This is a genomic window from Eggerthella sp. BIOML-A1 (assembly GCF_009875595.1).
GTDB lineage: Bacteria > Actinomycetota > Coriobacteriia > Coriobacteriales > Eggerthellaceae > Eggerthella > Eggerthella lenta.
Window position 1 is genome coordinate 137,663 of sequence record NZ_WWRZ01000009.1, and the last position, 12,612, is coordinate 150,274.

Genomic DNA, 12,612 nt, shown 5'->3' on the forward strand with positions numbered 1-12,612 from the left:
CTCATCGAAAGGAACACCATGGCCCTCCAGTACGTATCCCAGACCGATCCCGCCGTCGCCGATGCCATGCGCCAGGAGCTTGCGCGCGAGCGCGATTCCGTGGAGCTCATCGCCTCGGAGAACTTCACGTCGCCTGCCGTCATGGAGGCCGTGGGCAGCGTGCTCACGAACAAGTACGCCGAGGGCTACCCCCGCAAGCGCTACTACGGCGGCTGCGAGAAGGTCGACCTCGTGGAGGACCTCGCGCGCGAGCGCGCCTGCCAGCTGTTCGGCTCGAACTTCGCCAACGTGCAGCCCCACTGCGGCGCGAACGCGAACCTGGGCGCGTACGAGGCGCTCATCGAGCTGGGCGACACGGTGCTGGGCATGAGCCTGGCCGAGGGCGGCCATCTCACGCACGGCTCGCCGGTGAACTTCAGCGGCCGCCACTACGACTTCGCCAGCTACGGCGTGGACGCCCAGACCGAGACCATCGACTACGACGAGGTGGAGCGTATCGCCAAGGAAGTGCGCCCCAAGCTCATCGTGGGCGGCGCCAGCGCCTATCCGCGCATCATCGACTTCGAGCGCATGGCCGCCATCGCGCGCGAGGTGGGCGCGTACTTCATGGTGGACATGGCCCACATCGCCGGCCTCGTGGCCGCAGGCGCGCACCCCAGCCCCGTGCCGCACGCCGACGTGGTGACGTCCACCAGCCACAAGACCCTGCGCGGCCCGCGCGGCGGCTTCATCCTGTCCAACGACGAGGACATCGCCAAGCGCATCGACAAGGCCGTGTTCCCCGGCTCGCAGGGCGGCCCGCTCATGCACGTCATCGCCGGCAAGGCCGTGGCGTTCGGCGAGGCGGCGCAACCTGCCTACAAAGAGTACATCGACCACGTGGTGGAGAACGCGCGCACGCTGGGGCAGGGCATGATGGACGGAGGCCTGCGCCTCGTGTCCGGCGGCACCGACAACCACCTGTGCCTCGTGGACCTCACGCCGGCCGACGTCACCGGCAAGGATGCCGAAAAGCTGTTGGAGAGCGTGGGCCTCACGGTGAACAAGAACTCCATCCCCAACGAGCCGCGCAGCCCGTTCGTCACGAGCGGCATCCGCGTGGGCAGCGCTGCGGCCACCACGCGCGGCTTCACGGCCGACGACTTCTACGAGGTGGGCCAACTCATCGCCGCCACGGTGTTCAACGCCGAGAGCGAGGCGAAGCTCGCCGACGTGCGCGCGAAGGTGGACGCCCTCCTGGCCGCGCACCCTTTGTATCCCGAGCTCGATTACTAGTTCCCGAACCGGATCGCAAGAAAGAAGGCTTATCCCATGCACTACGACCGCGTCACCGTCGTCGACCACCCGATGGTCCAGCACAAGCTGTCCAAGCTGCGCAACAAGAACACGTCGTCGAAGGACTTCCGCGCCCTCGTGCGCGAGCTTGCCATGTTCGAGGGCTACGAGGCCACGCGCGATCTGGCGCTTGAGGACGTCGAGGTTGAAACGCCCATCTGCAAGGCTGCGTGCAAGCAGGTGGCCGGCAAGAAGATGGTCATCGTCCCCATCCTGCGCGCGGGCCTCGGCATGGTTGAGGGGCTGCAGGAGCTCATGCCCTCCACGTTCGTCGGACACCTCGGCATGTACCGCGACCCCGAAACCCATGAGCCGCACGAGTACTACGCGAAGCTCCCCGACAGCATCTCCCAGCGCGACGTGCTGGTGGTGGACCCGATGCTGGCCACGGGCGGTTCGGCCACGGCGGCCATCCACTATCTGCGAAAGCTCGGCGTGAAGAACATCAAGCTCGTCGTGCTCGTGGCGGCGCCCGTCGGCATCGAGGCCGTGCTGTCCGCCGACCCGGACGTGCAGATCTACACCTGCGCCATCGACGAATGCCTGAACGAACATGCCTACATAGTCCCCGGCCTCGGCGACGCCGGCGACAGGATTTTCGGCACCAAGTAACAGAAAAGCCGCAGGCTTGAGGGGAGGAGCAGCGATGGAACCACTCGACCATCGCCCCAGCTGGGACGAGTACTTCATGACGCTGGCGAACGAGGTCGCCACGCGCACCACGTGCATGCGCCGCGCCGTAGGGGCCGTCATCGTGAAGGACCGCCGCATACTGGCCACCGGCTACAACGGCGTGCCTACCGGCATGCGCCATTGCGCCGAGACCGGCTGCCTGCGTCAGCAGCTCGGCGTGCCCAGCGGCCAGCGCCACGAGATCTGCCGCGGCCTGCATGCCGAGCAGAACGCCATCATCCAGGCGGCGCGCTACGGCATCAACATCACGGGGGCGTCCATCTACGTCAACACGCAGCCGTGCATCGTGTGCGCCAAGATGCTCATCAACGCCGGCATCGACGAGATCGTCTACCAGAACCCGTACCCGGACGAGCTGGCCATGTCCATGCTCGAGGAAGCCGGCATGAAGCTGCGCGTGTTCGACCTGTAAACGAGATAGGGGAATGGGATAGGGGACAGGCGTGTCAGGGGGACGGGTGATTTGACATACCTGGGTTCGGGTGTGTCAAATCACCCGTCCCCCTGACACGCCCTCCTGACGTAAAATGAGCCACTAGCCCCGCCACCTGTCTCATTCCTGTCCTTTTCCGCTTGGAGAATATACGGTTTCGCTTACCGTTCCCCCGCGCTTTATGCAGTTTTTTGGCCGGTTTATTCTTCCACTCACCCAAATTTTGTAAGTTTTTGTAACCCTGCCGTCAGCCGAACGTGAAGTTCCGTTATCATACGAGTCGGCTTGGTAGGATGCGTACTTGTGCGCTCGACGGTCAAGAAGAAAGTGGGACATGGCAGTAGCAATCGTTCTGGGGGCGCTCGCGGGCGCTGCGGGGTTCGCTCCGCTGTTCGCCGGCTTGCGTATGACGAGACGAGTGACCGACACCAGCAACCTGGGGCACGCCGGTGCCCTTCTTCTAGGTGTGCTGCTCTCGGTCGCTGTGCTCTTCGTAACCGCCATCGCCTGCGCGCTCCTCGCGCGCGAGTTCGTCCTGCCCTTCGTTCTTGCCGAGGTCGTGGCTCTTTCCGTCGCGGCTATCGGGTTCGGCGTCAGCAATCTAGTGCGGAAGTAAGATGGAAAGGTAAAGACACGTGAATCCTCTTGAATCCCTAGCGGAACAGGTACCTCACCTGCAGCATTCTTTCGATTCCGCCTTCGTGTTCGGGTCGGGATCGTTCGGCATGACGCAGTACGTGCTGTGGATGCTCATCTGCTTCCTCATCACGCTCGTCGTCGTGCTTGCGGCCAGCAAGCGCCTCACGATCATCCCCACGAACAAGTTCACCAACATGGTGGAGTACGGCTACGAGTTCGTGAAGAAGGACATGGGCGAAAGCGCCATCGGCCACGGCTACAAGAAGCACCTGCCGTTCTTGGCCACGCTGTTCTTCTTCATCCTGATCAGCAACTTCGTGGGTCTCATCCCCGGCTGCAAGACCCCCACGGGGTCCATCAGCATCACCTGGGCGCTCGCGGCCATCTCGTTCATCTACTTCATCTTCTGGGGCATCAAGGCCAAGGGTCTGGGCGGCTACCTCAAGTCGTTCGCGCCGTCGGGCCTGCCGCTGGTCATGGTTCCCATCGTGTGGTTCCTCGAGCTGTTCTCCACCGTGCTGCGCGTGCTCACGCTGGCCGTTCGACTCTACGGAAACATGTTCGCCGGCCATATGGTGCTCGGCATTTTCGCGCTGCTCACCAGCGTGTTCATCGGCTCCGCCATCCAGGGCGCGGGCGTCGGCGTGGGAAGCATCTCCATCGCGTGGATGCTGTTCCTGTTCGCCATGTACGCTCTCGAGGTGCTGGTTGCGTTCCTGCAGGCCTACGTGTTCACCATCCTCAGCGCGGTGTACATCGGTCTGGCCACGTCCGACCACTAGGTCGACCCCGCATCCTTTCCGAAAGGGGAGGGCGCACGCGCCTGCGCGCGGCAACGTTTGGTGTTTGACCGGCTATTCCACGGCTGGTTGACATAGAAGGTGTCCATGGTTCTCGGGAGAAGCCCGAGAACGGTAAAAGGAGGAAACTGTGGAAATTACACTCGCTCTTGCGGCTCTGAAGCTCGTGGGCTACGGCCTGTCGACCATCGGCCCCGGCCTGGGCATCGGCATCGCCTGCTACGGCTGCTGCGTCGCCACCGCTCGCCAGCCCGAACTGCAGGGTCGTCTGTTCACGAACTTCATCATCGGTGCTGCTCTCGCCGAGGCTCTGGGCCTCATCGGCTTCGTGCTTACCTTCATCGTGTAACTAAGCCTCATTCGGATACCGTGCCGTATAAGGCTTACATAGGAGGTAACGTACGTGAAAGCTAAAGCGAAAGAAACATCGGCCCGCATCGGGCTTGCCGCGCTTGCCGGCGCCGGCATGACGTTTGCTTTCCCTGCGCTCGCGTTCGCGGCTGAAGAAGAGTCATCGGGCGGCCTGAGCGCCATCTTGCCCGACATGGCGGAGTTCATCCCCATGCTCGTGATCTTCATCCTGCTCTGGATCGTTCTGGCCAAGTTCGGTTGGCCGAAGTTCGAGGCCATGCTGGAGAAGCGCGAGATGACCATCAAGGATTCCCTTGAGAAGTCCGAGCAGGCTCGCGTCGAAAGCGAGCGCGTGCTTGAGGAATACAAACGCCAGCTGGAGGATGCCAAAGCCCAGGCCGCCCAGATCGTCGCAGACGCGAAGAAGACGGGCGAGGCCGTGAAGGCCGACATCACCGATAAGGCGCAGTCCGAGGCCACCGCGATGATCGAGAAGGCGCACAACGCCATCGAAGCGGAGAAGAAGGCCGCCATCTCCGAGCTGCAGGGCTCGGTTGCCGACCTGTCCGTCTCCGTTGCGTCTCGCCTGATCGGCGAGGATCTCAACGATGCCGAGCACCGCAAGATCATCGAGCGCTACGTGAACGAGGCGGGCAGTTTCAATGCCAACTAACCGCCAAATTCTCAAGGAGAAGGTCGCGACGTATGCGTCCGTGCTTCTGGACGGCGCATACGAAGCAGGCGGTCAAGACGCCGTGCTCGAGGTCCGCGACCAGGCCGAGCGCATCCTGCGCATCGCGCGTTCGAACATGGATCTCTCCGACGCCTTGGAGGACAGCTCCTATACGCCCGAGCAGAGGGGTCAGCTGGTGCGCAACCTGTTCGCATCCAGCAATCCCGTCCTCGTCGACGTTCTGGCCGTCATGGCCGAGCGCGAGGACTTCGCGTTGCTGTCGCGCGTATGGGCCAGCTATGGAGAACAGCTCGAACGCAAGCTGAACGTCACCGTCGTCGACGTCACGACCGTCGTCGAACTGGACGATCGTCTGCGCGAGGTCATTACGAAGAAAGCTGAGGCCGACCTGGGAACGAACGTCGTGTTGCGCGAGCATATCGACAAGTCCCTGCTCGGCGGCATATTGATGAGTGCCAACGGCAAGCGAATCGACGCCAGCGTCCTGTCGCAGTTGGAAAGCGCTCGCAACGTGCTCAAACTATCAACAGATGGAGGTGAATGCTAGTGACTGAAATCACCGCACAGTCTATTGACGAGGCACTGCGCAAGCAGCTCGATGCGCTCAATACGAGCGTCGAATCTCGCGAAGTCGGAACCGTCATCCAGATCGGCGACGGTATCGCGCGCGTCGACGGCCTCAAGGACGCCATGGCGGGCGAGCTCCTCGAGTTCGTGGGTTCCAACGGCCAGACCGTCTACGGTATGGCCCAGAACCTCGAAGAGGACGAAGTCGGCGCCGTGCTGCTTGGTGACGTCACCGCAATCAAGGAAAACGACCAGGTGAAGACCACCGGTCGTATCGTGGAGATCCCCTCGGGCAAAGAGATGCTCGGCCGCGTGGTGAACCCGCTCGGCATGCCGATCGACGGCAAGGGCCCCATCAAGGCCGAAGGCATGCGCCCGGTGGAGTTCAAGGCCCCCGGCGTCATCCAGCGCCAGCCCGTCGAGGAGCCGATGCAGACCGGCATCCTGGCCATCGACTCGATGATCCCCATCGGCCGCGGCCAGCGCGAGCTGATCATCGGCGACCGCCAGACCGGCAAGACGTCCATTGCGGTTGATGCCATCATCAACCAAAAGGGCAAGGACATGATCTGCATCTACGTCGCCATCGGCCAGAAGGCGTCCACGGTCGCCGGCCTGGTGGAGACGCTGGAGAAGCACGGCGCGATGGAGTACACGATCATCGTGAACGCCTCCGCGTCCGACTCCGCTCCGCTGCAGTACATCGCCCCCATGGCGGGCGCCGCCATCGGCGAGTACTTCATGTACAACGGCGAGAACGGCCAGCCGGCCACGGCCGACAACCCGGGCCGCCACGTGCTGTGCATCTACGACGACCTGTCCAAGCAGGCCGTGGCGTACCGCCAGATGTCGCTGACGCTGCGCCGCCCGCCGGGACGCGAAGCGTACCCGGGCGACATCTTCTACCTGCACTCCCGCTTGCTGGAACGCGCGGTCAAGATGTCCGACGAGTACGGCGCGGGCTCGCTCACGGCGCTGCCCATGATCGAGACGCAGGCCGGCGACGTGTCCGCCTACATCCCGACCAACGTCATCTCCATCACGGACGGCCAGATCTTCCTGTCCACCGACCTGTTCTTCCAGGGTCAGCGCCCTGCGGTCAACGTCGGCATCTCGGTGTCGCGCGTCGGCGGCTCCGCGCAGGTCAAGGCCATGAAGCAGGTTGCCGGCACGCTGCGCCTCGATCTCGCGTCCTATCGCGAGCTGCAGGCGTTCACGCAGTTCGGCAGCGACTTGGACAAGTCGACCCAGGACCAGCTGAACCGCGGCGCCCACATGACCGAGCTGCTGAAGCAGGGTCGTTACGTGCCGATGCCCGTCATGGACCAGGCTATGTCCATCTACGCAGGTGCTCATGGCTACCTCGACGACATCCCGGTGTCCGACGTCGTCCGCTTCCGCGGCGAGTTCCTCGACTTCATCCACGCTTCCAAGCCGGAGATCGTCGAGGCCCTCGAGAAGGCGCAGAAGTTTACCGATGAAATCGAAACCGACCTGAACGCCGCTATTGAAGCTTTCAAGCTGCAGTTCTCGCCCTCGGCTTCTTAAGGCAGGTAGACTATGCCCAACCTTCACGACATAGAAAGGCGTATCGGCTCCGTCTCTTCGACGAAGCAGATCACGCGCACCATGGAGATGGTGGCGGCCGCGAAGATCCGCCGCGCTGGAGAGCGCGTGGCGGCTGCGACGCCGTACTCCGAATCCATGGTCGAAATGTTGGCCAACGTTGCCAAGCGTGTAGGTGGCTCCGATAACGCGCTGTTGCGCAAGCACGACGAAGTGAAGAACGTGCTGTTCGTCGTGGTTGTGTCGGACCGCGGCCTTGCCGGCGGTTTCAACAGCAACGTGCTGCGGCACGTCGAGCGTCTCATGAAGGAAAAGCAGGCCGCAGGCGCGTCCGTCCAGGTCGTCGCCTGCGGTAAGAAGGCCGTCGGGTACTTCACCTACCGCAAGGTGGAGCCGGTGCTCGGGTTCACGGACCTTTCTGCCGATCCGACGGTGGAGGAGGCCGCGTCCGTCGCGGCGTACGCCATCGACGGATACGAGAACGGCACGATCGACGAGGTGTTTGTCGTGTACAACCACTCGAAGAACGCTGCCGAGCAGGTGCTGCGCACGGAGCTCGTGCTGCCCGTGGACACGGCTGCGCTCGATGCCGAGCTGGCCGCCGAAGGCGTGCAACAGGAAGCGGGCGAGGCGAAGCTCGAGGGCGACGTGATCTTCGAGCCCAGCGCCGAGGCCGTACTCGACCGCTTGCTGCCGGCGTATGTGCGCACGACGCTGTACCATGCGCTCATCGACTCGGCCGCTGCCGAGCAGGGCGCGCGCCGCAACGCCATGATGTCGGCTACGGACAACGCTACCGAAGTGCTCGAAACGTTGACTAGATTGTATAACCGCGTACGCCAGGGCGCTATCACGACGGAGATTTCCGAGATCGTCGGTGGCGCAGCGGCTTTGGAGGATTAAATGGCTGAACAAATGCTTACGAAGGAGGAGCTCGAGGCCAGCAAGGGCGCTACCGGTCGCATCGTGCGTATCGTCGGCCCTGTCGTTGACGTCGAATTTCCCCCTGATCAGCTGCCGGCGATTTACAACGCGCTGACGGTTGATGCCAAGACCCTGGCGGGCGACTTGCACCTCGTGCTCGAGGTCGAGACGCACCTGCCGGGCAACCTTGTCCGCTCGGTGGCCATGAGCTCGACGGACGGTCTCGTCCGCGGCCTCGAGGTCGTCGACACGGGCAACCCGATCATGATGCCCGTGGGTCCCGAGACCCTGGGCCGCATCTGGAACGTCATGGGCGAGCCCGTCGACGAGAAGCCGATGCCCGAGGTGAAGGGCTACATGCCCATCCACCGTCCGGCTCCGGACTACGACGAGCTGTCCACTACCACCGAGATCTTCGAGACCGGCATCAAGGCCATCGACCTCGTCGAGCCCTTCGTCAAGGGCGGCAAGACGGGTCTGTTCGGCGGCGCCGGCGTGGGCAAGACGGTTATCATCCAGGAGCTCATCAACAACCTGGCCCAGGAGCACGGCGGCACGTCGGTGTTCACGGGCGTGGGCGAGCGTACCCGCGAGGGTACCGACCTCTACCTGGAGATGAGCGACTCGGGCGTCATCAACAAGACCTGCCTCGTGTACGGTCAGATGAACGAGCCTCCGGGAGCGCGTCTGCGCGTGGGTCTCGCGGGCCTCACCGAGGCGGAGTACTTCCGCGATCAGGGCCAGGACGTGCTTCTGTTCGTGGACAACATCTTCCGCTTCACGCAGGCCGGCTCCGAGGTGTCCGCTCTGCTGGGCCGCATGCCCTCTGCCGTGGGTTACCAGCCGACGCTGGCAACCGAGATGGGCGACTTGCAGGAGCGCATCACGTCGACGTCCACCGGCTCCATCACGTCCGTGCAGGCCGTGTACGTGCCCGCCGACGACCTGACCGACCCTGCGCCGGCCACGACGTTCACGCACCTCGACGCGAAGACGGTTCTGTCCCGTTCGATCTCCGAGCTGGGCATCTACCCGGCAGTCGACCCGCTGGAGTCCACCTCCCGCGCGCTCGACCCGCAGATCGTCGGCGAGGAGCACTATCGCGTGGCCGTGGGCATCCAGGAGCTGCTGCAGAACTACAAGGACCTTCAGGACATCATCGCCATCCTCGGCATGGACGAGCTGTCCGAGGATCAGAAGAAGATCGTGAACCGTGCCCGCAAGGCGCAGCAGTTCTTCGGCCAGTGCTTCCACGTGGCCGAGCAGTTCACGGGCCTGCCGGGCAAGTACGTGAAGCTTGAGGACACCATCCGCTCCTTCGCCGCCATCCTCGACGGCGAGTGCGACGAGATCCCCGAGCAGTGCTTCCGCATGAAGGGCTCCATCGAAGACGTGTACGCTGCGTACGAAGAGATGAAGAAGGCCTCGTAATGGCTGGGTTCATATGCGACATCGTGACGCCGGTGGCGAAGCTGGTCTCTGATGAGGTCGAGCTCGTCGTCGTGCCCGGCGTCGAAGGCGAGATGGGCTTTCTGAAAGGCCATGCTCCGCTCGTGTCGGTGCTTGCTGACGGCGAGGCGCGCGTGAAGGCGGTCGGCGCCTCCGAGACCGTGCATTACGCTTTGCAGGGCGGTTACGTCGAGGTGACGGACGACAAGGTCATCATCTTGGCCGATCGTGCGCTGCCTGCGGCCGACATCGATGTCGAGCAGGTGCGCGAGCAGCTGGCCGGCATCGAGGAGCAGCTGTCCGGACTCTCCGAAGAGGAGGCTCGCAAGACGACGCTCGCAGCCGATAAGGCGTGGTGCGACGTTCAGCTGAGGGTCGCCAAAGCGGCTTAAGGCGGACGCGTTCGAAGACGCGCGGCTTCGGTCGCTTGGCAACGCAACGGCCGATGCGCTGCGGTTGACGAGCAAGATGTGGAAGAGCCCCCGCACGGGGCTCTTCCTTTTTTCCGGCTATGTTTTCGAGGCGTTGGCGTCCCGAAGAGGGATGGTCTCGGACAATGCGAGAGGTTCGGATTCGAGAGTGGTATGATAAGGGGGAAATCGTTGTGCGCCGACGGGCTGCGGCGCAAAGATGAAGGAGAGCGCTCGTGAGTCGTCGGAAGTCCTTTGAATCCTCCGGATGCGTGCAGATCGAGGGCGAGGAAGACGGCTATGACGCGCTGACGGGGCTGCCGGATCGTACGAGCTTGGAGCGTCGTATCGAGCGGTGCCTTGCCCAGAAGGGTCGTCCGTTCAGCCTCATCGTCATCGATATCGACAATTTCAGGTCGTTCAACGACGCGTACGGCTATGCGGTGGGCGACGCGATCATAGCCCGGTTCGGACGCTATCTGCAGACGAGCCTCTCGACCGGCGTCGAGATGGTGGGACGCGTGGGCAGCGAGGAGTACCTCGCCATCGTCGACGGCGCCGACCGGGACGTCCTGGACGGCCTCACGAGCGATCTGCTCTCCGTGCGCCTGACCATCGACGGGGAAGGGCCTTCCGGGGAATCCACGTCCGTCAGCCTGACCGCCGGCGCGGGCGTCGTGTCGTGGGACGGGGAAGCTGCCTTGACGCCGGCGGCCCTCATCCATCAAGCCGAGGTGGCGCTGCGCAAGGCGAAGCAGCTCGGCCGGAGCCGCCGCTACGCGTTCGAGACCGACGATGCGGAATTCGCGCGTCTGCGGGAGGATATGCGGCTTTCGATGGAGCTGTCCGTCGAGATCGGCGATGCGCTCGAACGCGGGGAGTTCGAAGCCTTCTTCCAGCCCCTGTTCAGGCCCTCGAACGGCCGGATCGTGGGGGCCGAAGCGCTCGCGCGCTGGCGGCATCCGTCGCGCGGCCTGGTCAGCCCCGCCGTGTTCATCCCGCCGCTCGAGCGCAGCGGCGCCATCGTCGACCTCGATCTGGCCATATTCGAGCAGTGCTGCCGCTTCCTGCGCGACCGTCTCGACAAGGGCGCGGTCATCGTGCCGCTGAACTGCAACTTCTCGCGCTTGCATTTCTTGGACGACTCGTTCGCCGACACGTTGAAAGGCATCGTCGACCGCTACGCCGTCCCTCCGTCGTATCTGTGCGCGGAAATCACGGAAAGCGCGTTCGTCGAGGATTTCGACACCGTGATCGGCCAAGTGAAGCGGCTGCACGAGCACGGTTTCAGCGTGGCCATGGATGATTTCGGCAGCGGGTACTCGTCGCTGGGCATGCTGCAGAACCTGCCCATCGACGAAGTGAAGATCGACCAGCTGTTCTTCCAGCGCGACCTTTCCGACTTCCGCAACGCGACCGTGGTGTACTCGATGGCGAACATCGCCAAGGTGCTGGGTCTGGTCGTGGTTTGCGAGGGCATCGAAACCGCCGAGCAGGTCGAGTTCGTGAAAGGCATCGGGTGCGACATTGCCCAAGGCTTCTTCTTCAGCCGCCCGGTCGACGAGGCTTCGTTCGGCGGCTTGCTGGAACGCGCCCTGGCGCACGAGCCCCAGAAGCGCTCGCCGCTGCGCAAAGAGGATGCGCGGTCGTTCATCGTGCGCTTGTTCGATCATGCCTTCGTAAGGCAGGATCTCGATGCGTTCGCAGACTGCTGCTTCGACGACGTGCAGTGGCAGGATCGGTTCGAGGAGGGCTGCTTCTCGGGCATCGACGCGGTGCGCGCGCATCTCGAGCGCGCGATGAGCGGCCGGGAGCTCTCCATCGCGTACAAGGCCATCACGGTGAACGAGCTGTCCGGCGACCTCGTCGCGGTGAGCGGCGAAGCGGTGTTCACCGGAGACGTGGACTACCAGGGCGTCTTCTACTTCGGTGCGTCGTGTTTGGCAACTGATGCCGGCGTCCTTCTGACCAAGATGAAGATCGACCGAGTCAACCGTTCGGGGCATTCGCATAGATCCTTGCAGATGGCGGCAATGGATATGGAGCGGTTGGACGAAGGCCCCGCGCTCGATCAATTCTACGGGGTCGTGCCCGTGGGCATCATTCGCTACGATTTGTCGGGCGACATGCTGATAACTTATATGAATCAAGCTATGTTCGACATCCTCGGCTACACGAAGGAGCAGTTTTACGGAGAGGTTGGAGCCAACCTTCGAATGATCGTGCATCCCGACGATCTCGACCATCTGTACAAGAAGAGCGTCGAGATGATAGAGACCGGCGAGTCGGAGCCGTTCTCCTATCGTTTCATCAGGCGCGACGGCTCCGTCGCACGCGTGCTGTATCGGCAATGCAATCTTCCGGGCATCGACGGGCGGCCCGTCACCCAGGGCATGTACATCGATCTGGACGAAGCCGAGCGCTATCTGACGGAGGGCGAAGGGGAATAGGGAACCCTGCGGAGCCGCGATGCGAGGGCGGCGCGCGTCGATCTTCGCGCAATCGGGGATTTCTGTCGTCTGCTCGAGGCTAAGGGCTCGAACGACCCCAGCACCCGCCGACACCGGCTTGACGGCGAAATGCACGCGTCGAGGTAAAAATCGAACGGTTTGGTAATCCTGGCGGAGCCCGGCTGCGGCGCTTCGAGTCCGCCGAGTGCGATTGGGAACGTTTCCCCAGGTCGGATACTCGAACCGTAAAACAAAGCGAATCAGTGGGATTACCAAACCGTTCGATTTTTACCTCGACGCC

The 12,612-nt window shown here is 63.3% G+C and carries 13 protein-coding genes; all 13 read left to right on the forward strand.

The genetic code is table 11. From position 1 onward, the window contains the following. Nucleotides 1–18 precede the first annotated feature (18 nt). Nucleotides 19–1,275 (forward strand): serine hydroxymethyltransferase, encoded by a 1,257-nt coding sequence (gene glyA / locus GT590_RS12145; RefSeq protein ID WP_114557480.1) that lies wholly within the window; start codon nt 19–21, stop codon nt 1,273–1,275. 36 nt (nt 1,276–1,311) lie between these two features. Continuing rightward, nucleotides 1,312–1,947: a uracil phosphoribosyltransferase gene (gene upp / locus GT590_RS12150; protein ID WP_009304829.1), complete on the forward strand. Its 636-nt coding sequence runs from the start codon at nt 1,312–1,314 to the stop codon at nt 1,945–1,947. Between the two features lie 34 nt (nt 1,948–1,981). Further along, on the forward strand, nt 1,982–2,440 hold the full coding sequence (locus GT590_RS12155) for a cytidine/deoxycytidylate deaminase family protein (protein WP_009304828.1): 459 nt from the start codon (nt 1,982–1,984) through the stop codon (nt 2,438–2,440). Nucleotides 2,441–2,795: 355 nt separating this feature from the next. Beyond that, complete coding sequence (locus tag GT590_RS12160) at nt 2,796–3,077, forward strand: hypothetical protein (protein ID WP_009304827.1); 282 nt, start codon at nt 2,796–2,798, stop codon at nt 3,075–3,077. A 19-nt stretch (nt 3,078–3,096) separates the two neighbouring features. After that, complete coding sequence (atpB, locus tag GT590_RS12165) at nt 3,097–3,882, forward strand: F0F1 ATP synthase subunit A (protein ID WP_009304826.1); 786 nt, start codon at nt 3,097–3,099, stop codon at nt 3,880–3,882. Between the two features lie 148 nt (nt 3,883–4,030). Further along, on the forward strand, nt 4,031–4,249 hold the full coding sequence (atpE, locus tag GT590_RS12170) for an ATP synthase F0 subunit C (RefSeq protein ID WP_009304825.1): 219 nt from the start codon (nt 4,031–4,033) through the stop codon (nt 4,247–4,249). Between the two features lie 54 nt (nt 4,250–4,303). Then, entirely contained in the window at nt 4,304–4,924 is a 621-nt protein-coding gene (gene atpF / locus GT590_RS12175) for a F0F1 ATP synthase subunit B (protein WP_009304824.1), read from the forward strand. Then, nucleotides 4,914–5,492 (forward strand): ATP synthase F1 subunit delta, encoded by a 579-nt coding sequence (atpH, locus tag GT590_RS12180; protein WP_009304823.1) that lies wholly within the window; start codon nt 4,914–4,916, stop codon nt 5,490–5,492. The genes atpF and atpH overlap by 11 nt, the downstream gene beginning before the upstream one ends. Then, nucleotides 5,486–7,060 (forward strand): F0F1 ATP synthase subunit alpha, encoded by a 1,575-nt coding sequence (gene atpA, locus GT590_RS12185; RefSeq protein ID WP_156996442.1) that lies wholly within the window; start codon nt 5,486–5,488, stop codon nt 7,058–7,060. Before atpH ends, atpA begins: the two co-directional genes overlap by 7 nt. A gap of 12 nt (nt 7,061–7,072) precedes the next feature. After that, nucleotides 7,073–7,981 carry an ATP synthase F1 subunit gamma gene (gene atpG / locus GT590_RS12190; protein ID WP_009304821.1) on the forward strand — a complete coding sequence of 303 codons (909 nt, stop codon included), beginning with the start codon at nt 7,073–7,075 and terminating at the stop codon, nt 7,979–7,981. A gap of 12 nt (nt 7,982–7,993) precedes the next feature. Beyond that, entirely contained in the window at nt 7,994–9,433 is a 1,440-nt protein-coding gene (atpD, locus tag GT590_RS12195) for a F0F1 ATP synthase subunit beta (RefSeq protein ID WP_343085337.1), read from the forward strand. Beyond that, nucleotides 9,433–9,843: an ATP synthase F1 subunit epsilon gene (gene atpC / locus GT590_RS12200; RefSeq protein ID WP_009304819.1), complete on the forward strand. Its 411-nt coding sequence runs from the start codon at nt 9,433–9,435 to the stop codon at nt 9,841–9,843. Before atpD ends, atpC begins: the two co-directional genes overlap by 1 nt. Nucleotides 9,844–10,097: 254 nt before the next feature. Further along, nucleotides 10,098–12,311: an EAL domain-containing protein gene (locus GT590_RS12205; RefSeq protein WP_050784804.1), complete on the forward strand. Its 2,214-nt coding sequence runs from the start codon at nt 10,098–10,100 to the stop codon at nt 12,309–12,311. Nucleotides 12,312–12,612 lie beyond the last annotated feature (301 nt).

Excerpts from the sequence above, each read along its gene's own strand:
- glyA (WP_114557480.1), top strand. The coding sequence starts at position 19 with ATGGCCCTCCAGTACGTATCCCAGACCGATCCCGCCGTCGCCGATGCC.
- upp (WP_009304829.1), top strand. The coding sequence starts at position 1,312 with ATGCACTACGACCGCGTCACCGTCGTCGACCACCCGATGGTCCAGCAC.
- GT590_RS12155 (WP_009304828.1), top strand. The coding sequence starts at position 1,982 with ATGGAACCACTCGACCATCGCCCCAGCTGGGACGAGTACTTCATGACG.
- GT590_RS12160 (WP_009304827.1), top strand. The coding sequence starts at position 2,796 with ATGGCAGTAGCAATCGTTCTGGGGGCGCTCGCGGGCGCTGCGGGGTTC.
- atpH (WP_009304823.1), top strand. The coding sequence starts at position 4,914 with ATGCCAACTAACCGCCAAATTCTCAAGGAGAAGGTCGCGACGTATGCG.
- atpA (WP_156996442.1), top strand. The coding sequence starts at position 5,486 with ATGCTAGTGACTGAAATCACCGCACAGTCTATTGACGAGGCACTGCGC.
- atpG (WP_009304821.1), top strand. The coding sequence starts at position 7,073 with ATGCCCAACCTTCACGACATAGAAAGGCGTATCGGCTCCGTCTCTTCG.
- atpD (WP_343085337.1), top strand. The coding sequence starts at position 7,994 with ATGCTTACGAAGGAGGAGCTCGAGGCCAGCAAGGGCGCTACCGGTCGC.
- atpC (WP_009304819.1), top strand. The coding sequence starts at position 9,433 with ATGGCTGGGTTCATATGCGACATCGTGACGCCGGTGGCGAAGCTGGTC.